A 25,283-nucleotide genomic window follows, 5' to 3' on the forward strand; every position below is an offset into this window, starting at 1 on the left:
CTGGCGGGACGCCCGACGGTTCCGTGCCCCGGGGCCACCGGGGCCTGTGCGGCCACCCCGCACCACCTGCGCAATCCGCCGGGGCCCGGCGACGGTGCCGCGCAGCCCGCGTACCAGTGCCCCCGGCGGGCGCGTGGCCGCTGCCCCCGCCACCCAACGACGGACGCCCCCTGCAGCCCTCGCGGCACATCCTGCCGGTGCGGCCCGAGCATCCCCGTGCCCCGACGCCGCAGGCAGGTGGTGCAGGCGAGGGGGTGCGGTCCTGCCGTACATGGCCACGGCCCCCGCATCCCCCGAGGGCTCCTCCTGCCGGTGGATCCTCCGGGCCGCTCCGTGCCCGTCCGCCGCGCGGCAGGTGGTTCGGGTGAGGGGCTGGTCCGCTCGCGCGTGGCGGCTGTCCCTTGCCATGCGACGACGGGGCGCAGCCGCCGAGGGATTCGCAGCCCTCGCTGGCCCCGCATCCCCGGGGCTCCTCCAGCCGGTGGGCTCCTGGGAGGTCCCGTGCCGGTGTGTCGCGCGGCAGGTGGTTCGGGTGAGGGGCTGGTCCGCTCGCGCGTGGCGGCTGCCCCTTGCCATGCGACGATGGCCCGCAGCCGCAGCCGCAGCCGCAGCCGCAGCCGCAGCCGCAGCCGCAGCGAGCCCCGCAGCCCCTCCCGGGCCCCGCTCCTACCGGGCTCCTCCAGCCGGTGAGCCCCCGAGAGGCCTCCACCGCCAAGGGGCCCCTGGCGCCCCAGGCAGAAAGACGCCGCGCCCCGCGGCGCGATTACGCTTCGCCGGTGCAGCCCTCGACATACGGAAGTCCCGTGCCCACCGCTATCCTCAGCGCCCTCACCGCCAAGGCCCGCACCGCTGCCCACCCCCTGCCCGGTGGGCCTTGCGGCTGCGGGAGCGGGGACGCGGTGCTCGCGGACCGGTCGGACGCCACGGTCGTCCGGCACGGTGACGTCGTCGCCAAGGCGCACGCCGAGGACACCGACCCCGGGGACCTCGCGGCGCGCCTCGACGTGGCCGCCCGTCTGCCCGACGTCCTCCTTGCCCCCGCGGCCACCACCGCCACCCGCCTCCACGGCCGCCTCGTCACCTTCTGGCCGCACGGCACCCCGGTCGACCGCGACGACCCGGACTCCGCCCCCTGGGAGGCCGCCGCCACCCTGCTCGCCCGGCTCCACGCCGCCCCGCTGCCGCACCCGCTCCCGCCCATGCGGGGGCCCGCCAAGGCCGCCCGGGCCGTGGCGCGACTCAGGGCCGTGGGACCGCACTCCGCGGCGCCCGCGGTCCTCGGGGCCTGGGCGAACCTGCCGCCCTGGGCCCGCGACGAAGCCCCGGCGCCCGGCCCCCGGCACCTCTGCCACGGCGATCTCCACCTCGGCCAGCTGGTCCGCGCCCCCGAGGGGCACTGGCTGCTCATCGACGTCGATGATCTGGGCGGGGGCGATCCCGCGTGGGACCTCGCGCGCCCCGCCGCCTGGTTCGCGTGCGGCCTGCTCCCGTCGGAGGAGTGGACCCGCTTCCTGGACGCCTACCGGAGCGCCGGAGGCCCCGCGGTGCCCGCGGACGGCGCCGACCCGTGGCCGACCCTGGACGTCCCGGCCCGCGCGCTGACCGTGCAGACCGCCGCCCTGGCGATCGCCAAGGCCGTCGCCGCCGACCGTCCCTTGGACGAGGTGGAGCAGGCCCTGGTCGACGCCTGCGGCCGGATGGGCCGAGTGGACGCCCGCCCGCAGGAGTTGGGCCCGGACATCACGAAGTAGGGTGCAACGCACCGTAGCCGGGCAGTCTTCCGGCGAAGCAGTCACCATCGGCGAGGAGTTGAGCCGTCCATGCAGTGCCCCAAGTGTCACGCACCTATGCACACGTACAACCGCAATGGCGTCCAGATCGAGCAGTGCAACGGCTGCCGCGGGATATTCCTGGACTACGGCGAGCTGGAGTCCCTGACCCGTCTGGAGGCCCAGTGGGGCCAGCAGGCTCCGCCGCCGCCCGCCCCGCCGGCCCCGCAGGGCTACCCGCCGGCCCAGGCTCCCGCCTGGGGCGTCCCGCACGGCGGCCACGGCGGGCACCACGGCGGTCACGGCGGCCACTACGGCCACGACAAGCGCCACAAGAGCTTCGGGCACATGCTCTTCTCGTCCTGAGTGAACGACGAAGCCCCCGGTCGTGGAGACGACCGGGGGCTTCGTGTGGATGGTGCGCGATACTGGGATTGAACCAGTGACCTCTTCCGTGTCAGGGAAGCGCTCTCCCGCTGAGCTAATCGCGCAGGTGAACCTGCGTGTGCTGCGTACTGCGTGCGCGATACTGGGATTGAACCAGTGACCTCTTCCGTGTCAGGGAAGCGCTCTCCCGCTGAGCTAATCGCGCGGGACGACCTTCATGAAGGAACCTTCTCGAAGATCCAGTGGACGATACTGGGATTGAACCAGTGACCTCTTCCGTGTCAGGGAAGCGCTCTCCCGCTGAGCTAATCGTCCTTGGAGGTGGAGACGGGATTTGAACCCGTGTAGACGGCTTTGCAGGCCGTTGCCTCGCCTCTCGGCCACTCCACCAGGAGTGTGAGGGTTCGGGAAGATCCCCCACGTTCCTGCGAGCGGACGACCAGGTTCGAACTGGCGACCTCAACCTTGGCAAGGTTGCGCTCTACCAACTGAGCTACGTCCGCTTGTCTTTCCCGGTCCGCTTGCGCGTCCCGGCGACGTGTTGAACTCTAGCGGATTCCTGGGCCAGTACAAAAACGCGTTTGCGCAGCGTGCTGCGCTGTCCCTGGTCCAGGGCGCCGCCGACGCGCCGGTCATAGACTCGCAGCCGTGCACAACCCCCCTCTGACATCGTCTCCCGCGCTCCCTCCCATGGCGCGCTTCGGCCGTCTCGTGGCCACCGGTCTGCGCGACGTGACCAGCGACCCGGCCGCCCTAGACTCCACCGGCTTCTGGGCGGTGTCCGCGGACTTCGAGGGGGGAATGGTCTGCGCCCGCTTCGACGACGTGCGCGAGGAGACCGTGCCCGCCCCCGTCCCCGGGAGGTGGCACGGCCCGGCCCCCGAGGACTGGACGTCGTCCCTGGACCGGTCCGCGTACACGGAAGGCGTGCGGCGGGTGCGTGCGTACATAGCCGCCGGCGAGGTCTACCAGGCCAACCTCTGCCGCGTCCTGTCCGCGCCCGTCCCGGCCGACGCCGACGTGGACGCCCTGACGTCCCTCCTCGCGCGCGGGAACCCCGCTCCCTACGCCGGAACGATCCGCCTGCCGGAGCACGGCGTGGAGCTGGCCACCGCCTCTCCAGAACTCTTCCTGCGCCGCCGGGGGCGCCTCGTGGAGTCGGGCCCCATCAAGGGCACCGGCCGCACGGAGGCGGACCTCCTGGAGAAGGACTACGCGGAGAACGTCATGATCGTGGACCTCGTCCGCAACGACCTGGGGCGCGTCTGCGCGACCGGCTCCGTGACCGTCCCCGACCTCTGCGTGATCGAGAAGCACCCCGGACTCGTCCACCTCGTCTCCACCGTCGGCGGCGAGCTGCGCCCCGGCGCGGGCTGGCCGGAGCTGTTCGGCGCGGCGTTCCCGCCTGGCTCCGTGACCGGCGCCCCGAAGTCCAGCGCGCTGCGGATCATCGAGGAGCTGGAGACCGCGCCCCGCGGCCCGTACTGCGGCGGCATCGGCTGGGTGGACGCCGACCGCGGCACCGCGGAGCTCGCCGTCGGGATCCGCACCTTCTGGATCGACCGGGCCGAGGGCGTCCTGCGCTTCGGCACCGGGGCGGGCATCACCTGGGGTTCCGACCCCGAGGGGGAGTGGCGGGAGACCGAGCTGAAGGCGGCGCGGCTGCTGGCGGTAGCGTCGGGCACGTACGAAGCGAGCGGAGGAACCCCAACGTGAAGATCTGGCTCAACGGCGGGCTGCAGGACCTCGACGACGCCCGCGTCTCCGTGCTCGACCACGGGCTGACGGTGGGCGACGGCATTTTCGAGACGGTGAAGACGGTCGAGGGACGGCCCTTCGCGCTGACCCGCCACCTGACCCGGCTCGCGCAGTCGGCGCGCGGCCTCGGGCTGCCCGAGCCGGACCTGGACGCGGTCCGCCACGCCTGCGCCGCCGTCCTCGACGCCAACCCGCTGCCGCTCGGGCGGCTGCGGATCACCTACACCGGCGGCCTCTCGCCGCTCGGCTCGGACCGCGGCGACCAGGGCGCCACGCTCGTCGTGGCCCTCGGCGAGGCCAAGCGGCGCCCCGACACCACCGCGGTGATCACCGTGCCGTGGACGCGCAACGAACGGGGCGCGCTGACCGGCCTGAAGACCACCTCGTACGCGGAGAACGTCGTGGCCCTGGCCCGCGCGCAGGAACACGGCGCCTCGGAGGCACTGTTCGCGAACACCGTCGGACAGCTCTGCGAGGGCACGGGATCCAACGTCTTCGTCGTCCTCGACGGCGAGATCCACACCCCGCCGGTCGCCTCCGGGTGCCTCGCGGGCATCACGCGCGCGCTGGCCGTCGAGTGGACGGGCGCACGCGAGACCGACCTTCCCCTGGACGTCCTGGACCGCGCCGACGAGGTCTTCCTGACGTCGACGCTGCGCGACGTCCAGGGCGTGCACCGCGTCGACGGGCGTCAACTGCCCGCCGCTCCGGGCCCGGTGACCGCCAAGGTGATGCGGATCTTCGATGAGCGGGCATCGGACGACCTGGATCCGTAAGCCCGGGGAAACCCCGGTGACGGTACGGGCCCGGGGCGGGTAGAACGAGAGGGATGACCACGACCCTGCGGCCGACCGGGCCGCTTCAGCAGGGCGCCGACGGCGCCAAGGCGCGTACGTACGACGTCTGCGTCAACAGCCGTCCCGTGGGATCGATAGGCCTCGCCACGCACGAGGCGTTCGGTCCCCGTGTCTGCAGGCTCCACGACCTGCGGATCGCGGAGCCGGACCGCAGGCGCGGGCGTGGCACGGTCGCGGCGCTCGCCGCCGAGGAAGTGGCCCGCGGCTGGGGTTGTACGCGCATCGAGGCGACCGTCCCCGCCACCGCGCTGCCCGCGCTGCGCCTGGTCACCGCTCTCGGCTACGTCGAGCGGAGCCGCCGGCTGACGAAGCCGCTCACCGACCCGGTGCCTCCGTTGCCCGCGGGCACCGAGGGGCGGCCGATGACGGAGGCCGAGTGCGAGCCGTGGCTGGTGCGCGCGAAGGAGCTCTACGCGACCACCTGGACGGACCGTGGCATTCCCGAGGACGAGGCGCGCGCCAAGGCGGAGGCCGACCACGCCCGCGCCCTCCCGCGCGGCCTCGCGACGCCGGACACATGGCTGAGCGTCCTCACCCATCACGGCGTCCAGGTGGGCACGCTGTGGCTCTCCGTGCTCGACGGCGGCGCGTTCGTCTATGACGTCGTGGTCGACGCCGCGCACCGCGGGCAGGGGCACGGCCGGTCCCTGATGCACCTCGCGGAGGCGCAGGGCCGCGCGGCGGGCCAGACCCGCATCGGCCTCAACGTCCTCGCCGACAACACCCCGGCCCTGCGCCTGTACGAGTCGCTCGGCTATGAACCGGCCTCGTACTACTTCTTCAAGCCGCTTCTCTAGGGCCTGTCCGGCGGATCATGGCGCGGGTCGCGGGGTCTGGCACGCCCATCTGCCGCGTTGTCGTCGGTTGTCAACTCCCCCCTGCTCGAGACTTCGCTCGAGCAGGGGGACCCCCATCGCGTTGCCGCCCTCCTCCGCCTTGCAGCTGGACGCACCAGACCCCGCTCGCCTGCACCGCAAGGGTGGACGCCACACTTCCGCGCCCTGATCCGCCGGACAGGACCTAGCCCGCGTCCGCCGCGAGCAGCCGGTCGGCGATCTCCTCGATGCGCTCGCGCAGCCCGTCCTGGCTCTTGCCGCCGTCCAGGCGCTCGCCGCCGATGACGTACGTCGGTGTGCCGGTGACACCGATGGCCTTGCCCTCGGCCTGGTCGGCGTCGACGATCAGGATGTGCCGTCCGTCGATCAGGGCGGTGTCGAACTCCTCGGCGTCCAGGCCGAGTTCGCGGGCCGTGTCGACCAGGTGAGCCTCGCCCTTGCGGTCGAGGTCCTCGACCCCGGCGAGCACGGCCTCCACGTAAGGCCATCCCTTGCCCTGCTCGAAGGCCTCCTCGGCGGCCTGCGCGGCGGCGAAGGAGTGCTGGTGCTTCTCGAGGGGGAAGTGCCGCAGCCGCAGGTCCACGCGGTCGCCGTAGCGGGCGCGCAGGGCGCGCACGTCGTCGAGGGCGGTGCGGCAGTCGGGGCACTGCAGCTCGCACCAGACGTCGATGACGACGGGGCGGGCGGTGCGGTCGGGAGGGGAGTCGCTCATGGGCACAGTCTCCCAGCCCGCGCACCCGCCTCCCAACCGGGACGGGGCCCGCCGACCGGCACCTGCGGAGGAGGCCGGACCCCTAGATGACCCGGAAATGTCCCTGAGGTCAGCCCGGGACGTGGCTCCGCGGTGCCCACCCGGTGCAGGATGGAAGGGACGACAGCGTCTTGTCGTCGTGTCCCGACGAACGCCTGCATGCCTGGAGGACCGGATGATTGCCGAGACCGTCTGTTCCGCCGTATCCGCGGCCGGGCTGGGCATCGCCGCGGTCACGGCCTACCGCAAGCGCTTCCTCTCCGCGGCCCGCCTCGCCGCGTACTCCCTCGTTCCGATAGGCCTGGTGCTCACGGGAGTCGTCGGCTGGGCGGCCGACACGGCGTTCAGCCTCAAGGCGTGGGTCGGCTTCGGTGTGCTCGGCGTGGCTTGGCTCATGTTCCTGGGCACCCGGGCCGTCGAGCGCCGCACGGGCGGGACCCGCAAGGAGCGCAAGGCCGCGAAGGCCGCCCAGCGCGAGGCGGTGGCCCCGGCCGCCTCGGCCCCCTCGCTCGGCGGGAGCTCCCGCCCGGCCGCCGCCCGGCCCGCGGCCAAGCCGCAGTCGGCCGCGCCCGCCGAGGACTTCAGCGACATCGAGGCCATCCTGAAGAAGCACGGCATCTGAGAACCGACCGGCGGCCGGTCACCGGCTCAGCCGCACCTCCGCCAGGACGTTCACTCCGTCGACCCACGGCACGGAAGCGTTCGCGCAGCGCACGGCACGTCCCCTGTCCGGAAAGGCCGGATCGGGCAGGGCGAGGCCGACGCGGTGCGCGCCGCGCGCGCCCGCGGGCAGGACGATCTCCGCGCGCACGGTCGAGGTCGCGGGCGCCCCGTGATCGTCGTCGGTCTCCGCCCGCCCCTGCGGCTGCCAGTCGCGCCAGTCCGCACCCGTGTCGGCCGAGGCCACCGTCCGCCCCGCCGGATTCAGCAGCACCAGACGGACCGGCCGCGGATGCTTGGGCGGCGCGAACCCGCGGTTGACCACGTCGACCTCCACCGGAAGCCGCCCGCTCCGCCGGGCCGCGGCGAGGTCGTACCGCACCTCCCGCACCTCCACCCGGTAGCCGAGATGATCGCGGAGGTACTCGAACTGGCTGCGGGCCACCGCACGCCCCCGCCGGTCCTCGAAGTATCCGTCCGACACCGGAAGATGCGCCTCCACGGCCTGTGCCCCGGTGAGCCGTGCCGCCTTCCAGCCCGGCACGGTGACCGTGGCGTTGTGCACGATCGAGAGACTGTCGAAGCGGAGCGTCTGCAGCCGACGTGCCGCCGCGATGCCGTCAATGACGGTGCTCCACGCGTACGGATCGGAGCTCTGCCCCTTGTCCCACGGCATCTCGCCGTCCACCATCCGCGTCCGCCCGACGTCGAGATAGGTGGGCCAGCCGGGGTTGTCGGGCACGTAGTAGTCCCAGAGGCCCTCGCCCAGCGTCACGTAGTCGTTGTGGAACCCGACGCGGTCCAGGATCGCCCTGTTGGTGATCATGTCCCGCTTCTCGGCGTACCGGACCTGGGTGTGCAGGCCCGGTGGCAGGGCCTCGACGAGCGTCGTCGTGATGGCGGTGACGGCGTCGGGGTACGTCTCGTGCCGGTAGTAGCTGCCGTGCCACTCGCCCCAGGTGCCGAGGAAACCCGCCTGCCAGACGGCGACGACATCGCTGTTGCGCGCCACCAGTGGCGCCAGCTGTCCGATGTGACGCTGGATGTCCTGCACGGTGTAGCGCCGGTTCTCCCGCACCCCGTCGTCGTACACGAAGCGCAGGACCGCGGCGTACCCCTTGCCGCGCAACCCCCGGAAGACACTCTCGATGTTGTCGAGGGCGCTCTGCGGGATCGTCGAGGTCGCGTAGTCCCAGAGGTAGAAGTACAGCTGGGTGAGGTTCGCGCCGGGGCCGTACTCGCGCTCCAGGAGGTCGAGCGTCTTCGCGGCGTCGGGGGAGTGGTCCTGCTCGTTCGGCCAGGGGCTCGTCAGGTCGCGGGCGTTGTACGACATCTCGTAGCGGAAGCCGCGCCGTGGGCCCGGCAGCGGGGCGCGCCCGTCCGGGTCGTCGGGGCGGATGCCGCGGTGCGGGACACGGTGCCAGGAGGCCGCGCGTCCGCCGGGCCGGGCCGGGGCGGCAGCGGCGGGGGAGGCCGTCGCGGTGCCGAGCGGCGCCGCGGCGAGTGCCGCCGTGCCGAGCGTGGTCGTCAACAGCCGTCTGCGTTCCATGGTGATCGGCTCCCTCGTTCGGGTAAGGGCGGTGCCGCCGAGTCTCGCGACGGGAGGCGCCCGTGGGCCATGGACGGAACGTGCCGAACGCTGGACTTTCGCCTGTTCACGGGATCCGGCGAACTCCCGCCCCGGCCGGGCGTGTTGGTAGGCGAGCCCCCGGCGGCTGCGTCATCATCACGACGAGATGCTTGACACCACTACAGAGGGCGATGCCGCCCCGCCGGACGACGGCGGACAAGCGGCACCGGCCCAGCGACGAACTGCCGACGCAGAGCGGCAAGCCACCGACGGCGAAGCGGAGCCGCCCCTCGATCACGAGGAACGGCAGGGCTGCCTCTTCGCCCTCTCCCAGCCACCTTTGATGATCTTCCTGGCGGTGATCAGTACCTTGATCCTGGTGGCGACCCTGCACGACATGCTGCTGCTCTAGGGCAGGCTCTGGCCCGAGGCCTCCCGGCGGCGGGCGCGGTACGCGGCGACGTGCAGGCGGTTGCCGCAGGTGCGGCTGTCGCAGTAGCGGCGCGAACGATTGCGCGAGAGGTCGACGAAGGCGTGCCGGCAGTCCGGTGCCTCGCAGCGCCGCAGCCGTTCCTGCTCGCCCGCGACCACGAAGAACGCCAGAGCCATTCCGCAGTCGGCCGCCAGGTGGTCCGCGACGGACGCCCCGGGCGCGAAGTAGTGGACGTGCCAGTCGTAGCCGTCGTGGTCGGTGAGCCGGGGCGTGGTGCCGGCCGTCGCGATCAGTTCGTTGAGGATCGTGGAGGCGGTTTGCGGTTCGGGGTTCGCGAAGACCTCTCCGAAGCGGGCGCGGATGCGGTGGACGTCGGCGAGGTCACCCTCCGAGAGTGCCCCGACGTCGCTCACGTCGTGGCTTCGTACGAACTCACCGAGCGACGCCACGTTCGCGAGCCCGTCCGTGCCGTTCGTCTCCGGTGCGGTGTTCACCAGATCGACCACGGCGTCGAGAGAACACCGGGTGTCGTGGGTGATCAGCACGATTTGCTCCCTGGCCTGGGGGTCGGGCCGGTGCCTGCATCTGTTCGCCTTGTGTCGTTGTGTCGTGACTGCTTGCGCCGTCGCCCCGAGTCGGACGGCGTGGTGGTTCTCGCTGCGCCGGGGTGGCGCTCAGCTCTCGGCCAGGATGTGTGAGAGCTCGGTGTCGAGATCGAAGTGGCGGTGTTCCGTACCGGGTGGCACGGCTGCGTCCGTTCGCTTCAGGAAGGATTCCAGGGCCCGCGCCGGGGCTTCGAGCAGAGCCTCGCCCTCCGGGGAGCTCAGGGCGATGCAGACGACGCCCTGACCGTGGCTCCGGGACGGCCAGACTCGGACGTCGCCGGTACCGGTGGGCCGGTGCAGGCCCTCGGCGAGGAGGTCGCGGGCGAACACCCACTCGACGGTTTCCTCGGCTCCGGTGTGGAAGGTGGCGTGCACGGCATAGGGATCGGCCGTGTCATACCGCAGTCCTGCGGGTACAGGCAGTGAGGACTCGCTCGACACAACGAGGCGCAGGTGCAGCTCGCAGCTGACCGTGGTGTTCATAAGCGCCAGGGCCTTTCGCTCAGTGTGCGCTCGGGGATTCGCACGTCGGCGAAATCGACATGCCACCTACGGTGCCGTTGTAAACCCCTCTGAGCGTTTTGCGTGTCTTTAGGTGCCTCGTATGGCGGGTTGTCCCGTCCGCTCGTGCACCCATTCCGGTGACGGGTTTCCGTCCGGTAGGGTTTGGCCGCATGAATACGGGGAGTAACGATTCGGCCGGGGTCTCGGATCCGGCCGCCGGAGCCAAGCCCGACCAGCCGCTCGGCTCGCGGGCTCCGCAGTACATCCAGTCCCGCAGGGTGCTGCACCTGAGCTGGCAGGTGGGTGTCTTCATCGTCGGTCTCGCGGTCGTCGTCGCGGGCATCATCATGCTGCCGCTGCCAGGTCCCGGCTGGCTGGTGATCTTCGGTGGAATGGCGATCTGGGCGACCGAGTTCGTCTGGGCCCAGTTGGTGCTCCGCTGGACGAAACGCAAGGTCACCGAGGCTGCGCAGCGTGCGCTCGACCCCAAGGTGCGCCGCCGCAACATCATCCTGACGACGATCGGTCTGGTCATCGTCGCGGTGCTCGTCGGCATCTACGTGTGGAAGTTCGGCATCACCATGCCCTGGAAGATCAAGGAGTGATCCCCGGGTGACTCCGAGGCGGTCGGGAGCACCCGCTGACATGCGGTAATGTTCTTCCTGCGCCCGGGGCGATTAGCTCAGTGGGAGAGCGCTTCGTTCACACCGAAGAGGTCACTGGTTCGAACCCAGTATCGCCCACCCCGGATTACGGCCCGGAGGCTTTTAAGCCTCCGGGCCGTTCTCGTATTCCCATGTTCCCGTGTTCCCGTGCCTTCTAAGGGAATTGACGGCTCCACATGTTCCGCGGCGTCAGGGAATCAGTGCATTCGGTTGAGTGCATTCCGGAACCGGCGTGCATCGCGCAGGCGTTGCTCGTACGTGGCACCGACGGCGAGCAGCAACAGACCCGCGAGCGCCGGCGGCAGCCAGCGGGGCAACGCGTCCACGACCTGCACGATGTACGGGGCAAGTTCGTGCAGCGCGTCGAGGGCGAGGACCGTGCCGCCCAGGGCGAGCGGGGCGCGCAGCCGGTGGTGGGCGCCCGCCAGCGTCAGGGCGAGGGCCGCCGTGCCGAGCAGCAGCGGACGCTGCCAGTACGGATCGCTCCAGGCGGCGGCGAGACTCGGCAGCAGCGTCACCGCGAGGCCCGGACCGTAGGCCGTCCAGGAGGAGGCCGCCGGGTCGCGGCGCCGCCGCAGCAGACCGACGAGCAGCGCGGGGACGGTCACCGGCAGGGTGTACGCCTCCGGGGCCGACACCTCCCACGCCGCGAGGCGGACCCAGCTCGCCAGGACGAACAGCGCCCCGGCCGCGTACCCGACGGCGTGCCGGTCCGCACGCAGTGCGGTGCCGGACGCGATCACCCCGCAGAGCGAAAGGACCAGCGCCAGCACGGGAGCGTCACCCGCCGCGAGAACCACCGCCACGGCTCCGGAAGCGGCCGCCATGATCTCCACGGGCGGCATCAGGGGATGCTGCCCGAGACGGGCCGCGGCGGCCGCGGCAAGGGCCGGGACCACGAGCACGAGCAGCCCGATGTGCTCGGGGGCCAGCCCCCACGCGGCGCCCGAGGCGCAGACCAGCGCGGTGGCGTGGGCCAGGGAGGCGCAGGCGGCGAGCGCCGCCGTGCCGGGAGCGGGCGCCGTGCCCCGCGCCAGGCGCACACAGGCCCCGAGGTGGAGTGCCGTCAGCACGCCGAGCGTGGCGAGGGTGGCCGTCGTGGTGGCCAGCGAGAGGAACGCGACGCTCGCCGAGGACACCAGCGCCAGGACCGACGCGGTCACGGCCGGTGCGGCGGACACGGCCCGCGACGCGACGGCGAGGAGGACTGCCGTCGCCAGCAACTGCGCGGACACCCCGGCCGCGTACGGCAGCCGGAGCGCCGCAGGCAGGGCGACGGCCGCGGACCAGAGGAGCACCGGAGCGCCGTACCGGGCCGCCCGCCGCGCCGAGTCGCCCAGCGGCCCGGCCGCCACGACGAGAACGAGGGCGACGGCCGCGAGCACCGCCGGAGCCAGGAGCGGATGCGCAAGAGGCAGTTCGAGCAGCAGGGCGTCCCGCGCGTCGGAGGGCGCACCCGACCAGACGCGGGTCGCCCAGCCGAAAGGACCGAGCAGAGCGACCGCGGCGACCGGCAGCGCCCACAGCACCGCGAGCCCCTGCACCACGGCCGACGCCGCGAGGACCCCGCGCCGCAGCGCCCCGGGCAGCGCCGTGCGGACGACGGCCAGCAACGCCATGCCGCACACGAGATGGGCAGGCACCGTCCACGTCGCGGGCAGCACGGTCCGCAGCACGCCGCCCGACGCGGCCACCACGAGCAGACCGGCGGCGCACGCCGCGCCGCTCGTCACCTCGGCACCCTTCGCCCACCAGGCCGCGCCCAGCGCGATCCCAGCGGCGAACAGCAGCAGCGCGCCCGCGCGAGCCGCCCCGCCCGGATCCGAGGCCTGCGCGGAGAGCCACCCGGCGCTCGCCGCACCCCACAGCCCCAGCACGCAGGCCCCGACCGTCGCGACGACCCGCACCGAACGGACCCCCGCCCACAGCGCGAGCGCGGTGTCGAAGGCCGCCGTCACGAGCAGCGCCGCCGTCATCGTGTGCTCACCGGCGTGCGCGGCGCCCGCCCACAGCACCAGCGGGAGTTGGGCCGTCGCGACCGCCGTCGGCAGCGGCAGCCGCAGCTCACGGAGCAGCAGGCCGTACCCCGCCCAGAGAGCGGCGAGGACCGTCGAGGCGGCGGCCGCGTAACCGAAGGCGTCCACGTCCGGGAGCGACAGATGGCGCAGCGCGTACGTGTCGAGGACGGTCAGCGCCAGGCCGAGGCCCGCCACCGCCTCCGCCGTCGAGCGCAGCGAGCGGCGCAGCAGGACCGCGGGCACACCGAGCGCCGCCAGCGTCACCGCACCGAGGACCGCGCTGCGGCCGCCGATGCCCAAGTGGCCCCAGCTCACCACCGTGAAGGCGATCGCCGCGACGGTCAGGAGCACCCCGCCCAGCGTCAGCAGGACGTTCTGCGCGCTCGGCGGCGCGGCTTCAGGGGCGGGCGGCCCGGCCGGACGAGGGGGCGGCCCGGCCGGGCCCGCCGCGCGCAGGACACCGAGCAGCCAGGCCCGGCGCTGCAGCAACTGCGTCCTGCGCGCCTCCAATTGGCGCAACTCCCAGTCGAGGATGCGGAGCTCCTCGGCAGGGGGCGGAATGTTCGTCATGTCAGTGGAGTGTGGTCCGCGGCACACCGCACGGCATCGGTGCGGATACTCAGGACGTACTCAGATCCGGTACGGATCCCGGTGATTGCGGCAGACTGCCGCCCATGGACTGGTGCCACTACCGCTTCCGCAGCGTCTGGGAGCTGCCCGCAGGGCCCGCCGACGTCTTCGCCGCCCTGGAGCGGGCCGAGGACTATCCGCTGTGGTGGCCGCAGGTGCGCGAGGTGAACCCGGTCGACGACCGCAGCGGCGTCGTCCGCTTCCGGTCCTTCCTGCCGTACGACCTGGTCGTCACCGCACGCGAGCGGCGCAACGACCCCGTGGCGGGGGTCCTGGAGATCGGCATGACAGGGGACCTGGACGGCTGGGCGCGCTGGACCGTCACGGCCCTGCCCGCGGGGACGCGGGCCCGCTACGACCAGGAAGTCGACGTCCGCAGACCTCTGATGCGACGCCTCGCCGTCCCCGGACGCCCGCTGTTCCGGCTCAACCACGCCCTGATGATGCGCGCCGGTCGGCGCGGCCTCACGGCCCGGCTGGCAGCGGTTTGAAGGAAGGGCGCCCGGACCTGTATTGTTCAGTCCGTTCCCGGGCGATTAGCTCAGTGGGAGAGCGCTTCGTTCACACCGAAGAGGTCACTGGTTCGAACCCAGTATCGCCCACCCGGAGAATGCCGGTCCGTCAGCAGGCGGACCGGTTTTTTCTTGCCCGTTACCGTTCCCGTGTCCGTTCCTGTGCCCGTGCTCAGGCCGCCGCCGGGAGATCGGGACGCAGCGGCCACGCCGGGTCCACGGTCTCCGGAGAGCCGCTCTTCGCGAACCACGCCTGCAGGCCACGCGCCTGAGCCGCATGCCAGACCGCCTGCAACGTGTGCAGCTCGGCCGGCGAGAGACGCTCCAGACGCCCCGCGAAACGCCGCCCCACCGCACGCACCACATCGAGCGCGGCCTGCGCGTCCGCCGCCGCGTCATGGGCCTCGGCCAGCTCCACCTCGTAATGCGCACACAGGTCCGTGAGCGTCCGGCGCCCCTTGCGGTAGCGGTCCAGGTGCTTGTCCAGGACCCGCGGGTCGATCACGCACAGCGAAGAGCCCTCCGTGTAGCGACTCAGCGACGAGGCGCGGTGCCTGCGCAACTCCCGGTCCAGAATGGTCAGATCGAACGGCGCGTTCATCACCACGATCGGCCGGCCCGCCGCTCCCTGCTCGGCCAGATCGCGCGCTATCTCCTCCATCACCGGCGCGGGCCAGCGGCCCGTGCGCTGCAGATGATCCTCCGTCAGTCCGTGCACCGCGGTGGCGGCCGCGGGCACGGGTACGCCCGGATTCACCAGCCATCGAGTGATGCGCGGCCGGGTTCCCGCGCCCTGCTGGACGACGACGGCGGCCGACACGATCCGGTCGGTCTCGACGTCGACGCCCGTGGTCTCCGTGTCGAATGCGGCCAAGGGGCCCTCGTACCAGCACGTCATAGTGACGCAACTCCTCGTTCGGTCCCGGCAGATGACGTTCGGTCCCCTGCCCACGCTGGTGATACCCGGGCCGTTTGCGCTGTACGCGGCCCGGAGACAACAGAGGTACGGGGCTTCGGAAATGACGGTCCGGGTACCCAACCACCGGGTTCGGAAGGCTAGTTGACCATGGCGCTCGCGCAGCCCGATCAGGGTGGGCTGCTGCCCGAGCGGATCGCACCGCCGCGCGGCACACTCGCCACCACCGCCTGCATGGAGACGCTTCAGGTGGGCTATCTGCACGCCGTCGCGGCGGCCGCGGGTTGCTCGCTCTCCCAGCCCTTTCCGGACAACGGCATCGACTGGCACGTCAGCCACAGCACCCCCGGGCACACGGTCGACGACGAGGTCACCATCAAGGTCCAGCTCAAGTGCACGTACCAGATACCGCCGAACCCGGCGGGCCCCGCCTTCTCCTTCACGCTCGACAACGCGCACCTGGAGAAGCTCGCCCGCAGCCCGGTCTCGGTCCACAAGATCCTGGTCGTGATGATCGTGCCCCGGTCCCAGGACGACTGGCTGAGCGCCGGGCACGACCGGCTCGACCTGCGGCACTGCTGCTACTGGACCAATCTCGCCGGGCACCCCGTGACCGGCCGGCGCAGGACCACCGTGCGCGTCCCGACCTCGCGGATCTTCGACGACCGCGCCCTCTGCGAGATCATGACGCGCGTCGGGACGGGAGGGAGACCCTGATGCACCGCCCCTTCGACCACGACGAGCCGATGCCACCCGTCCGCCCGCACCCGATCCCGGCCCCGGGCCGATGGACGGAGCCGCCCGAACCCGCCCTGGTCGACCCCTCCGTGCTCGGCGCGCTCCTCGCCCGGCACGGCTGGCGGCGGCGCGGCGGAGCCCCCGGCCGCTACGCACGGTGGACGCCCCCGGACCCCGGCGGCGCCGGCACCAGCCTGCTCGTGCCCGAGAGCCGGGCCTTCCCGGACTGCGAGGACCTCATCGCCGAGGTCCTCATCGCGCTGTCCCGCAGCGCCTCGCCCGCCGCGCGCGACGTACTCGTCGGGCTCGCCGTGCCCAGCGACGAGATCCACTGGTGGCGCGACGTGCCGACGGGGCCCGCGGACACCGCGACCTGGCCCGCGGAGGAACAGCTGCGCTCCGCCGCACGGCAGACGCTGCTCGCCGGCGCGCTCGCCGCGCGCGGCCGCGCCGGGTACTACGGCGCGCGGCATCGCGGGCCCGCCGCCGCATCCCTGGAGAACGTGCTCGTGGGCCCCGCCACGGGCGGGCGGCGGCTCACCGCCTTCGTCCCCGTCATGACCGGGCGCCCCCTCGCGGTCCGGCTCCATCAGGCGCTGTGCGCGGCCCGGGAGGCCGTGGACTACCAGCGTGCCACCGGTGGCATGGACGCCTTCGACAGCGCGGTCGAGGCGGGCGTCAGCCACGAGCTGACCGAGGCGCTCGTCGCGATGGTGCGCGGCACGGAAGGGGCGCGCGTCGCGGTGGAGTGGGCGCCGGGCGCGGGGGTGCCCGAGGGGTGCGCGGCCCACGCCGGGCCCGTCGAGTTCTCGCCCGGCGACCTGCCGGTGCTGCGCGAGGCGGGCGCCCGGTACCTCCGCGATGAGCCGTCGGTGCCGGTGCGGGTCACCGGGGCCGTGGTGCGGATGCGGCGGGCGGCGCTCCACGAGGACGGCACCGTGCGGATCCGGGTGATCGCGGGCGCCGACGTCCCGCACATCCGGATGACGCTGGACGAGGAGTCGTACCGCATCGCGGGCCACGCCCACCTGGTCGGGCTGCCGATCAGGGTGCACGGGCAGCTGGAGAGCCGGGGCGGCTTCCGCAGGCTCACCGGGGCGACGGGGGTGGTGCCCGTGCAGGTGGACGAGGCGGAGCGCGACCGGCTCATGAAGTCGCTCCAGGAGAACCTCGACTTCTTCGAGGAGGCGTGCAGCGCGGACTGAAGGGCCTGGAGGAGGTTGGAGGGGGGTCGCAAGGGGCGCGGAGAGATCCGTTTCGCGGCCCGGCCCCGCGGCTCGGTACGATTCCCCTTGCGTACGCGTGACAGAGAGCGGCGCGCCCCCCCTTCAGGTAGGAGAGACCGGTGTCAGACGTCCGTGTGATCATCCAACGCGATTCCGAGCGGGAAGAGCGCGTGGTGACGACGGGCACTACGGCCGCCGAGCTCTTCACCGGGGAGCGCACCATCGTCGCCGTGCGCGTGGCCGGCGAGCTGAAGGACCTCGCGTACGTGCCCGCGGAGGGCGACGAGGTCGAGCCCGTCGAGATCTCCTCCGAGGACGGCCTGAGCATCCTGCGCCACTCGACCGCGCACGTCATGGCGCAGGCCGTGCAGGAGCTCTTCCCCGACGCCAAGCTCGGCATCGGCCCGCCCATCCGGGACGGCTTCTACTACGACTTCGACGTCAAGGAGCCCTTCACCCCCGAGGACCTCAAGCGCATCGAGAAGAAGATGCAGGAGATCCAGAAGCGCGGGCAGAAGTTCTCGCGGCGCGTCACCACCGACGACGACGCCCGCGTCGAGCTCGCCGATGAGCCGTACAAGCTGGAGCTCATCGGCCTCAAGGGCAACGCCGCACAGGCCGCCGACGGCGCCGACGCCGAGGTGGGCGCCGGCGAGCTGACGATCTACGACAACCTCGACGCGAAGACCGGCGAGCTGTGCTGGAAGGACCTCTGCCGAGGCCCGCACCTGCCCTCCACCCGCGTCATCCCCGCGTTCAAGCTGATGCGCTCCGCCGCCGCCTACTGGCGCGGCAGCGAGAAGAACCCGCAGCTCCAGCGCATCTACGGCACCGCATGGCCGTCCAAGGACGAGCTGAAGGCGCACCTGGAGTTCCTCGCCGAGGCCGAGAAGCGCGACCACCGCAAGCTCGGCTCCGAGCTCGACCTCTTCTCCTTCCCGGAGGAGCTCGGCCCGGGCCTCGCGGTCTTCCACCCCAAGGGCGGTGTGATCCGCAAGGTCATGGAGGACTACTCGCGGCGCCGCCACGAGGTCTCCGGGTACGAGTTCGTGAACACCCCGCACATCTCGAAGGAGAAGCTCTTCGAGATCTCGGGCCACCTGCCGCACTACGCCGAGGGCATGTTCCCGCCCATCGAGTTCGACGAGCAGAACTACCGCCTCAAGGCGATGAACTGCCCGATGCACAACCTGATCTTCAAGTCGCGCGGACGTTCCTACCGCGAGCTGCCGCTGCGCCTCTTCGAGTTCGGCACCGTGTACCGGTACGAGAAGTCGGGCGTCGTGCACGGCCTGACCCGCTCGCGCGGCTTCACGCAGGACGACTCGCACATCTACTGCACCAAGGAGCAGATGCCGCAGGAGCTCGACACGCTCCTGACCTTCGTGCTCGACCTGCTGCGCGACTACGGCCTGACCGAGTTCGAGCTCGAGCTGTCCACCCGCGACGACTCCGACAAGTTCATCGGCACGGCCGAGGACTGGGAGGAGGCCACCGAGGCGCTGCGGCTCGCCGCCGAGAAGCAGAACCTCCCCTTGGTGCCGGACCCGGGCGGCGCCGCGTACTACGGGCCGAAGATCTCCGTGCAGGCCAAGGACGCCATTGGCCGGTCCTGGCAGATGTCGACCATCCAGGTCGACTTCAACCAGCCCAAGCGGTTCAACCTGGAGTACACGTCGGCGGACGGCTCGCGCCAGCAGCCCGTCATGATTCACCGTGCCCTGTTCGGTTCGATCGAGCGGTTCTTCGGGGTGCTCCTGGAGCACTACGCGGGCGCGTTCCCGGCCTGGCTCGCGCCGGTGCAGGCCGTCGGCATCCCGATCGGCGACGGCCACGTCTCGTACCTGCAGGAGTTCGCCGAGAAGGCGCGCGCCCAGGGGCTCCGGGTCGAGGTGGACGCGTCGTCCGACCGCATGCAGAAGAAGATCCGCAACCAGCAGAAGGCCAAGGTGCCCTTCATGGTCATCGCGGGCGACGAGGACATGAACAACGGTTCCGTGTCCTTCCGCTACCGCGACGGCTCGCAGGAGAACGGCATTCCCGTCGACGAGGCCATCGCGAAGATCGCCAAGGCGGTCGAGGACCGCGTCCAGGTCTGACGCGCCGACGCTTAGGTTTCAGGAGGCCCCCGGGGAATCGCTTCCCGGGGGCCTTCCGTCGTCCTGTCCGCCGTTCCGCTCGCGGGTCGGGGCGTCGCCCTCGCGCGCGAAGACCTGCAGCAGCCACGACGAGAACGACCCTGTCACCGCGCCGAGCAGCGCGAGACCGCAGCCCATCAGGCCGACCGCGACAAGCCGCCCGACGGGTGTCACGGGCGCCACGTCCCCGTACCCCACCGTGGCCAGCGTCGCGCAGGTCCACCACACCGCGTCCCCGAAGCTACGGATCGTCGCGCCCGGTGCCCCGTGTTCCTGGTGGTAGACGGCGAGCGCCCCCGCGAAGCCGAGGAGCAGCACGGACAGGCCCGAGTAGAGCGCCACGCGCGCGTGCAGCGCGAGACGCGGCCGTGCGTGCCTGCGCTGGATCGTCTCGTAGGTGCGCACGAAGCGCAGGGGCCGCAGCAGTGGCAGGAGCAGGATGACCGTATCCAGCCAGTGCTTTCGGACGAAGCCGAGGCGACGCCCGCTCAGCCGCCACCGCACCGCGTAGTCCACGGCGAACACCGCCCAGGCCGCGAGGGCCACCGCCAGGCACACGTGGCGCCAGGGCGCGGGCAGTCCGTGGGCGAGCACCCGCACCGCGTAAGCGGCCAGGAACAGCATCGATGCCACGGCCAGTGGGACCTCCGCGCGGTTCTCCCAGCGTGCCTTCCTGCTCCCGTCGATCCGGCTCTCATCGATCATCGGCCAAGCCTCCCCTCGGGTCCGCGCGCATCAGCCCCGCCGACACGCTCCGAATGGACGAAGTCATATGCTGCACCCCATGACGAGTGAGCCGGAGCAGCAGATCGGAGTCGGGTCGCAGGACGCGTTCCAGCGCCTGTGGACGCCCCACCGGATGGCATACATCCAGGGCGAGAACAAGCCCACGGGCCCAGGGGCCGACGACGGCTGTCCCTTCTGCTCGATCCCGGCCAAGTCCGACGAGGACGGACTTGTCATCGCGCGCGGCGAGCAGGTGTACGCGGTCCTCAACCTCTACCCGTACAACGGCGGCCACCTGATGGTCGTGCCCTACCGGCACGTCGCCGACTACACGGAGCTGACGGGTCCCGAGACGGCCGAGCTCGGTGAGCTCACCAAGCAGGCGATGCAGGCGCTGCGCACCGCGTCCGGCGCGCACGGCTTCAACATCGGCATGAACCAGGGGACCGTGGCGGGCGCGGGCATCGCCGCGCATCTGCACCAGCACATCGTCCCGCGCTGGGGCGGCGACACGAACTTCATGCCGGTGGTCGGGCACACCAAGGTGCTGCCGCAGCTGCTCGCCGACACCCGCAAGATGCTCGCGGACGCCTGGCCCACGTCGGCGGGCTAGCCGCGAGCCCCTTGCATATCGTCAACCCCCCTGTGTGATGAGGGGGGTTGGAGGGGACAACCCCACCTGCCACTCTGCCCTCAGGGAGAGCTCGGCAGGGGAGGGGTCATGTCCGTCGGTGCGGCTCAGGTGGTCGACCCGGAGTGGGTGGAGTTCGGGCGGCAGCTGCGTTTTCACCGTCGGCGGGCCGGACTCACACAGCTGCAGCTCGGCAGGCGGGTGGGCTACCACCACAGCTTCATCAGCAGGCTCGAGAGCGGGCTGCGGGAACCGCCCTTCGACCTGGTGAACCGGCTCGACGCCGTCCTGGACACCGGCGGTCGGCTCGCCGCCGTCGTCGCCTCGCCGCCCCCGTCGCCGCGCGCGCCCGGCCTCTTCCTGGCGGCGCCCACGCTGTTCTCCCCGATCCCCGGCGCGGACACCCCCGGCGACGAGGCCCTCCTGACCGCGCAGCCGTGGCCGACGACGCTGCCCGTAGAGGGGCTGGCCTGCCCGCTGCACGGCAGGGTGGGCTGCGCGACGCCCGACCGGAGCTCGGTGACGGACCTGCTGAACGGGCTGACCGGACCGTACGACCGCGACGGCGACGTGGTCGGCGCGGAGGTGGAGCTGCTGCACGGTCTGACCGCCGTGCTGGCCTGTCTGATCCGCGAAGCGTTCGTCCACGTCAGCGACGCGTGTGCGGCCACCGTGGAACGAGTGCTGCGCGGTGTGGCCCGTTGGGCCCAGGCGGTCGACTCCGCGGGCCGGCTGCCGTACGGCCAGTTGCGGCTCGCCGCCCAGTACGCCCAGATCGCCGGACGGCTGCGGATGGAGCGAGGGCAGAGCGCCGTCGCCATGGCCTGGTTCGGGCACGGCCTGCGGTGGGCGGACGCAGCCCAGGACGCCGAGGCCCGGGCGACTCTGCTCAGCGACATGTCCACCCTGGTCCGGCTCGACGGGGACGCCGATTCGATGCTCGTGTACGCGGAGGCCATCGGGGCGGTGGACGCCAGGCGGCGCTGGATGACGACCTCGGCCGACCTGTACCAGGCGCGTGCGTACGCGCTGCGCCACGACGCCGCCGCCTGCCGACGGCACATCTCCATGGCGCGGCGCAGGTTCGCCAGGCTGGATGACCGGGACCGGCTCGAAGCGCCCTGGTTCGCGGGCGCGGAGGGCGTGCTGCGGCTGGAGTCGGCGATCGGCGGGGCGCTGCGCGACCTCGCGGTGGTGACGGAGGACCGCGCGGTGGCCCGGCGCGCGATCGAGGCCACCGCCCGGTCGCATGCGCTGCTGCCGCCCGTGATGCGCTCCGCGCGTCTGCTGCTCACCTTGCGTCTCGCGGACAGCTGGGCGTGTGCCGGTGATCCCGTCGCGGCGGTCACGCTGGCGGGGCCGGTCCTGGAAGAGGCCGTGTGCGCACGCGAGTTGATGATCACCGCGGAGTTGCGCGGGCTGCACCGGCGGCTCGTCGGGCGGTGGGGCGATCTGCCGGAGGTGCGGGAGTACCGGGAGCGGCTGCGGGCCGTGTCGGAGTGAGGCGGTGCGCTCGTGCCGCGCTTGCCAGTTCTTGACGGGGTGTGCCGGGCGCCGGGATTCCATTGACCGGGGGCCGGGCCGGTGTGAGGGTTCCGCCAGCCATGAGGATGTCATGTCACCGCCAGTCCGGAATCGGAGCAACGGGTACGACTGCACGGCCTGACGCACACGTGCTCCCCCTGGCCCAACGGAGCCTCAACACCTCTCACAAGGAGCCGTGATGCTCAGAAGACCCACCGCGGCCGGGATAACCCTGGTCATGGTTCTCGCGGGGCTGACGGTGCCGGCGTCGCTCGCCGCGGCGGCGCAGGCCGCACCGTCCGCAGGCAAGCCGGACCCCCTCGCCAAGGCCGTCGCCGCCGCCGACAAGGCGGTGCGCAGCGGCCTCGACTCGCTGGCCAAGGGGCCCGAGGAACAGTACGACCGGCACCAGGTCACCCCGTGGACCAAGGGCCTCTACTCGGTCGCGTACGAGCGCACCTACCGCGGATTGCCGGTGGTGGGCGGGGACGCGGTGGTCCTCGCCGACGGCAAGGGAAAGGTCCGGTCCGTCCAGTCCGCGTCCGACGCGAGGATCTCGGTCACCACCAAGGCGGAGGTGACGGCCGCCCAGGCGGTCAGGACGAGCCGTACGAAGCTGGCGTCGGTCAAGAAGGTCGACTCCAAGCGCCTGGTGATCCGGGTGAAGAAGGACGTGTCCACGCTCGCGTGGGAGACCCGGCTGACCGGCAAGACCAAAGCGGGTGACCCCAGCAAGCTGCACGTCTTCGTCAACGCGCTCACCGGCAAGGTCGTCGACACCTACGACGACGTGCGCTCGGGCAGCGGCCACAGCAAGTGGAACGGCCCCGACCCGCTGACCATCGACACCTCCCGGTCCGGCAGCAACTACGTGCTGCGCGACACCACCCGCCCCGGTCTGCAGTGTTCGAGCTACCAGGGCAGTGTGTTCAGCAAGGCGACCGACGACTGGGGGACCGGCAACCCCACCAGCCGGGAGACCGGCTGCGTCGACGTGATGTTCGCCGCGCAGAAGCAGTCGAACATGCTCAAGGAGTGGTTCGGGCGCAACGGTCACAACGGCAACGGCGGCAGCTGGCCGGTGAGCGTCGGGCTCAACGAGCTCAACGCCTACTGGGACGGCTCCGCAGTCACCATCGGCCACAACAGCGCCAATGAGTGGATCGCCGGAGTGGACGTCGTCGCCCACGAGTTCGGCCACGGCCTGGACTCCAACACGCCCGGCGGCGCGAACCACGAGAGCGGCCTGGGCGAGGCGACCGGCGACATCATGGGCGCCCTGACCGAGGCGTACATCAATCAGCCCGCCCCCTACGACACCCCCGACTACACCGTCGGGGAAATGATCAACCTGCAGGGGCGCGGCCCGATCCGGAACATGTACGACCCGAGCCGGGTCAACAACGACCCCAACTGCTACTCCGCCTCGATCCCCAACACGGAGGAGCACAAGGCGGCCGGGCCCATGAACCACTGGTTCTATCTGCTGGCCGAGGGGTCCAACCCCGGTGGTGGCAAGCCCTCCAGCCCCACCTGCAACAACCAGCAGGTGACCGGCGTGGGCAACAAGAACGCCGGAAAGATCTTCTACGGCGCCATGCTGCTCAAGACCAGCGGCATGACGTACAAGCGCTACCGCTCCGCCACGCTCACCTCGGCGAAGAACCTGGACGCGAGCTGCGACCTCTTCAACGCGACCAAGGCGGCGTGGGACGCCATCAGCATCCCGGCCCAGAGCGGTGACCCGACCTGCTCCGGGCAGCAGAACGACTTCTCCCTCGGACTCAGCCCGGCCTCGGGGAAGGTCGAGCCGGGTGCCTCGACCTCCGGCACGGTCAACACCACGACCGTGACCGGCAGCGCCCAGCAGATCTCGCTGACCGCCTCGGGCGCGCCGACCGGTGTGAACGTCTCGTTCGACCCGGGGACCGTCACCTCCGGCTCCAACGCCACCATGAAGATCACCACTGCGGCGTCCACCACGCCCGGCACCTATCCGATCACCGTCACGGGCACCGCGGGCACCAAGACCCACACCGCCCAGTACACGCTGACCGTGGGCGGTGGCGGCAACCCGACGCTCCCGCCGGACATCGACGTGGAGAAGGTGCGGGCGCACCTGACGCAGTTCAACACCATCGCCTCGCAGAACGGCGGCAACCGCCGGTCCACCGGCGCCGGTTACCGGGCCTCCCTCGCGTACGTCAAGGGCAAGCTGGAGGCCGCCGGGTACCAGGTCACCGAGCAGACCTGCGCCTCCGGCTGCTCCGCCGGTGCGGGCAACAACCTGATCGCCGAGTGGCCGCAGGGTGACGCCAACAACGTGTACATGTTCGGCGCGCACCTCGACGGCGTGGCCGCGGGACCCGGAATCAACGACAACGGCTCCGGATCCGCCGCGATCCTGGAGGCCGCGCTGACCCTGGCACAGAACAACCCCACCATGAAGAACCGCGTCCGTTTCGCCTGGTGGACCGACGAGGAGCAGGGCCTGAACGGCTCCGACTACTACGCCGGATCGCTCTCGGGCACGGAACGCGCCAAGATCAAGGCGTACTACAACTTCGACATGATCGGATCGAGCAACGCCGGGTACTTCATCAACAACCTGACCTCGTCGGCCTCGGTTCCGCTGCGGGACTACTGGACGTCCCTCAACCTCGCACCCCAGGAGAACGTCGAGGGACAGGGGCGGTCGGACGACGCCTCCTTCCAGCGCGTCGGCATCCCGACCTCCGGATACGCCACCGGTGCGTCGGCCACGAAGTCCGCGGCCGAGGCCGCGAAGTGGGGCGGCACCGCGGGCCGTTCGTACGACTCGTGCTACCACTCCGCCTGTGACACCACCGCCAACGTCAGCGCCACCTCGCTGGACCGCAGCACGGACGGGGTCGCGTACGCGCTCTGGAAGACGGCGGTCGGCGACAAGCCCGCTCCGACGGACGACTTCTCCCTCTCCGCCGACCCGGCCTCGGGCACGGTCGAGCGCGGTTCCTCCGCGAAGGTCACCCTCGCCACCGCGACGACCAGTGGGTCGGCGCAGAAGGTGGGGCTCTCGGCCTCGGGGGCCCCGGCAGGGGTGAGCGTCTCCATCAGTCCGCAGTCGGTGCTCTCGGGCGAGTCCGCGACGGCAACCGTCGACGTCGCGGCGGGCGCGACTCCCGGCACCTACACGCTGACCTTCACCGGCAGCGGAGAGGTCAGCCACACCACCACCTACACCCTCACGGTGCCCGGTGGCGGCGGAGAGACCACCTGGCAGCTGGGTGCCACCTATGCGGCGGGTGACGTCGTGACCTACAACGGCGTCCGCTACCGCTGCATCCAGGGCCACACGGCCTATCCGGGCTGGGAGCCGCCGAACGTCCCCGCCCTGTGGGGTGCCATCTGATCGTCGGCCTGTGCCGGTAGCCCCCGCAGGGGCTACCG

22 protein-coding genes and 7 tRNA genes are annotated in these 25,283 nt (G+C 71.8%); 17 read left to right on the forward strand and 12 right to left on the reverse strand.

Going from position 1 to position 25,283, the window contains the following annotated elements:
- Positions 1-803: 803 nt before the first annotated feature.
- Positions 804-1,751, forward strand: coding sequence for a phosphotransferase (locus AOK03_RS14405; RefSeq protein ID WP_079074711.1), 948 nt, complete (start codon positions 804-806; stop codon positions 1,749-1,751).
- A 69-nt stretch (positions 1,752-1,820) separates the two neighbouring features.
- Complete coding sequence (locus tag AOK03_RS14410; protein WP_079074712.1) at positions 1,821-2,135, forward strand: TFIIB-type zinc ribbon-containing protein; 315 nt, start codon at positions 1,821-1,823, stop codon at positions 2,133-2,135.
- A gap of 50 nt (positions 2,136-2,185) precedes the next feature.
- On the opposite strand, the gene AOK03_RS14415 is transcribed toward AOK03_RS14410, so the two are convergent.
- The 5 genes from AOK03_RS14415 to AOK03_RS14435 form a co-directional block, all read right to left on the reverse strand.
- Positions 2,186-2,260 (reverse strand) — tRNA-Val (locus AOK03_RS14415).
- A 29-nt stretch (positions 2,261-2,289) separates the two neighbouring features.
- Positions 2,290-2,361: transfer RNA gene (locus AOK03_RS14420), tRNA-Val, on the reverse strand.
- Between the two features lie 38 nt (positions 2,362-2,399).
- A tRNA-Val gene (locus tag AOK03_RS14425) sits at positions 2,400-2,471 on the reverse strand.
- Between the two features lies 1 nt (position 2,472).
- Positions 2,473-2,546: transfer RNA gene (locus AOK03_RS14430), tRNA-Cys, on the reverse strand.
- A 40-nt stretch (positions 2,547-2,586) separates the two neighbouring features.
- A tRNA-Gly gene (locus AOK03_RS14435) sits at positions 2,587-2,659 on the reverse strand.
- A gap of 187 nt (positions 2,660-2,846) precedes the next feature.
- Between AOK03_RS14435 and AOK03_RS14440 the strand changes: the two genes are divergently transcribed.
- The 3 genes from AOK03_RS14440 to AOK03_RS14450 are packed head-to-tail and all read left to right on the forward strand — an operon-like array spanning position 2,847 to position 5,568.
- On the forward strand, positions 2,847-3,872 hold the full coding sequence (locus tag AOK03_RS14440) for a chorismate-binding protein (protein ID WP_055565647.1): 1,026 nt from the start codon (positions 2,847-2,849) through the stop codon (positions 3,870-3,872).
- On the forward strand, positions 3,869-4,690 hold the full coding sequence (locus AOK03_RS14445; RefSeq protein ID WP_055565648.1) for an aminotransferase class IV: 822 nt from the start codon (positions 3,869-3,871) through the stop codon (positions 4,688-4,690). The genes AOK03_RS14440 and AOK03_RS14445 overlap by 4 nt, the downstream gene beginning before the upstream one ends.
- Positions 4,691-4,743: 53 nt before the next feature.
- Positions 4,744-5,568, forward strand: a complete 825-nt coding sequence (locus AOK03_RS14450) for a GNAT family N-acetyltransferase (RefSeq protein WP_055565649.1) — start codon at positions 4,744-4,746, stop codon at positions 5,566-5,568.
- Between the two features lie 223 nt (positions 5,569-5,791).
- On the opposite strand, the gene AOK03_RS14455 is transcribed toward AOK03_RS14450, so the two are convergent.
- Positions 5,792-6,319, reverse strand: a complete 528-nt coding sequence (locus AOK03_RS14455) for a DsbA family protein (protein WP_167355609.1) — start codon at positions 6,317-6,319, stop codon at positions 5,792-5,794.
- 214 nt (positions 6,320-6,533) lie between these two features.
- Here AOK03_RS14455 and AOK03_RS14460 point away from each other — a divergent pair, with 214 nt between their 5' ends.
- Positions 6,534-6,980 carry a hypothetical protein gene (locus AOK03_RS14460; protein ID WP_055565651.1) on the forward strand — a complete coding sequence of 149 codons (447 nt, stop codon included), beginning with the start codon at positions 6,534-6,536 and terminating at the stop codon, positions 6,978-6,980.
- 18 nt (positions 6,981-6,998) lie between these two features.
- On the opposite strand, the gene AOK03_RS14465 is transcribed toward AOK03_RS14460, so the two are convergent.
- Positions 6,999-8,567, reverse strand: a complete 1,569-nt coding sequence (locus AOK03_RS14465) for a DUF4874 domain-containing protein (protein ID WP_055565652.1) — start codon at positions 8,565-8,567, stop codon at positions 6,999-7,001.
- A 187-nt stretch (positions 8,568-8,754) separates the two neighbouring features.
- Here AOK03_RS14465 and AOK03_RS14470 point away from each other — a divergent pair, with 187 nt between their 5' ends.
- The gene (locus tag AOK03_RS14470) at positions 8,755-9,000 is read left to right on the forward strand and encodes a hypothetical protein (protein WP_055565653.1); all 246 of its coding nucleotides are present in this window, start codon (positions 8,755-8,757) and stop codon (positions 8,998-9,000) included.
- On the opposite strand, the gene AOK03_RS14475 is transcribed toward AOK03_RS14470, so the two are convergent.
- Both AOK03_RS14475 and AOK03_RS14480 read right to left on the reverse strand, forming a co-directional pair.
- Positions 8,997-9,566, reverse strand: coding sequence for a CGNR zinc finger domain-containing protein (locus tag AOK03_RS14475; protein ID WP_055565654.1), 570 nt, complete (start codon positions 9,564-9,566; stop codon positions 8,997-8,999). The two genes, AOK03_RS14470 and AOK03_RS14475, sit on opposite strands and share 4 nt — an antisense overlap.
- Positions 9,567-9,695: 129 nt before the next feature.
- Complete coding sequence (locus AOK03_RS14480; protein ID WP_003959770.1) at positions 9,696-10,109, reverse strand: SsgA family sporulation/cell division regulator; 414 nt, start codon at positions 10,107-10,109, stop codon at positions 9,696-9,698.
- A 191-nt stretch (positions 10,110-10,300) separates the two neighbouring features.
- Here AOK03_RS14480 and AOK03_RS14485 point away from each other — a divergent pair, with 191 nt between their 5' ends.
- Together AOK03_RS14485 and AOK03_RS14490 are read left to right on the forward strand one after the other, a co-directional pair.
- Positions 10,301-10,735, forward strand: coding sequence for a TIGR02611 family protein (locus AOK03_RS14485; protein WP_055565655.1), 435 nt, complete (start codon positions 10,301-10,303; stop codon positions 10,733-10,735).
- A gap of 66 nt (positions 10,736-10,801) precedes the next feature.
- A tRNA-Val gene (locus AOK03_RS14490) sits at positions 10,802-10,873 on the forward strand.
- A 119-nt stretch (positions 10,874-10,992) separates the two neighbouring features.
- Here AOK03_RS14490 and AOK03_RS14495 read toward each other — a convergent pair.
- The gene (locus AOK03_RS14495; RefSeq protein WP_055565656.1) at positions 10,993-13,383 is read right to left on the reverse strand and encodes an SCO7613 C-terminal domain-containing membrane protein; all 2,391 of its coding nucleotides are present in this window, start codon (positions 13,381-13,383) and stop codon (positions 10,993-10,995) included.
- Positions 13,384-13,487: 104 nt separating this feature from the next.
- On the opposite strand from AOK03_RS14495, the gene AOK03_RS14500 reads away from it, so the two are divergent.
- Both AOK03_RS14500 and AOK03_RS14505 read left to right on the forward strand, forming a co-directional pair.
- Positions 13,488-13,934 (forward strand): SRPBCC family protein, encoded by a 447-nt coding sequence (locus AOK03_RS14500; RefSeq protein ID WP_055565657.1) that lies wholly within the window; start codon positions 13,488-13,490, stop codon positions 13,932-13,934.
- A gap of 39 nt (positions 13,935-13,973) precedes the next feature.
- Positions 13,974-14,045, forward strand: a tRNA-Val gene (locus AOK03_RS14505).
- 82 nt (positions 14,046-14,127) lie between these two features.
- On the opposite strand, the gene AOK03_RS14510 is transcribed toward AOK03_RS14505, so the two are convergent.
- The gene (locus AOK03_RS14510) at positions 14,128-14,853 is read right to left on the reverse strand and encodes a 3'-5' exonuclease (RefSeq protein WP_055565658.1); all 726 of its coding nucleotides are present in this window, start codon (positions 14,851-14,853) and stop codon (positions 14,128-14,130) included.
- A 168-nt stretch (positions 14,854-15,021) separates the two neighbouring features.
- On the opposite strand from AOK03_RS14510, the gene AOK03_RS14515 reads away from it, so the two are divergent.
- The 3 genes from AOK03_RS14515 (at position 15,022) to thrS (ending at position 18,934) form a co-directional block, all read left to right on the forward strand.
- Complete coding sequence (locus AOK03_RS14515) at positions 15,022-15,588, forward strand: DUF4365 domain-containing protein (protein ID WP_055565659.1); 567 nt, start codon at positions 15,022-15,024, stop codon at positions 15,586-15,588.
- The gene (locus AOK03_RS14520; RefSeq protein WP_055565672.1) at positions 15,585-16,814 is read left to right on the forward strand and encodes a hypothetical protein; all 1,230 of its coding nucleotides are present in this window, start codon (positions 15,585-15,587) and stop codon (positions 16,812-16,814) included. Before AOK03_RS14515 ends, AOK03_RS14520 begins: the two co-directional genes overlap by 4 nt.
- 140 nt (positions 16,815-16,954) lie before the next feature.
- Entirely contained in the window at positions 16,955-18,934 is a 1,980-nt protein-coding gene (gene thrS / locus AOK03_RS14525) for a threonine--tRNA ligase (protein ID WP_055565660.1), read from the forward strand.
- 18 nt (positions 18,935-18,952) lie between these two features.
- On the opposite strand, the gene AOK03_RS14530 is transcribed toward thrS, so the two are convergent.
- Complete coding sequence (locus AOK03_RS14530) at positions 18,953-19,678, reverse strand: potassium channel family protein (protein WP_079074713.1); 726 nt, start codon at positions 19,676-19,678, stop codon at positions 18,953-18,955.
- A 67-nt stretch (positions 19,679-19,745) separates the two neighbouring features.
- Between AOK03_RS14530 and AOK03_RS14535 the strand changes: the two genes are divergently transcribed.
- The 3 genes from AOK03_RS14535 to AOK03_RS14545 all read left to right on the forward strand — a co-directional run bounded on the left by AOK03_RS14535 (position 19,746) and on the right by AOK03_RS14545 (position 25,245).
- The gene (locus AOK03_RS14535; RefSeq protein ID WP_055565661.1) at positions 19,746-20,312 is read left to right on the forward strand and encodes an HIT family protein; all 567 of its coding nucleotides are present in this window, start codon (positions 19,746-19,748) and stop codon (positions 20,310-20,312) included.
- A gap of 108 nt (positions 20,313-20,420) precedes the next feature.
- The gene (locus AOK03_RS14540; protein ID WP_055565662.1) at positions 20,421-21,833 is read left to right on the forward strand and encodes a helix-turn-helix domain-containing protein; all 1,413 of its coding nucleotides are present in this window, start codon (positions 20,421-20,423) and stop codon (positions 21,831-21,833) included.
- Positions 21,834-22,053: 220 nt separating this feature from the next.
- On the forward strand, positions 22,054-25,245 hold the full coding sequence (locus tag AOK03_RS14545; protein ID WP_055565663.1) for a M20/M25/M40 family metallo-hydrolase: 3,192 nt from the start codon (positions 22,054-22,056) through the stop codon (positions 25,243-25,245).
- Positions 25,246-25,283: the final 38 nt, after the last annotated feature.

The organism is Streptomyces atriruber (assembly GCF_001418325.1).
GTDB classification, from domain to species: domain Bacteria; phylum Actinomycetota; class Actinomycetes; order Streptomycetales; family Streptomycetaceae; genus Streptomyces; species Streptomyces atriruber.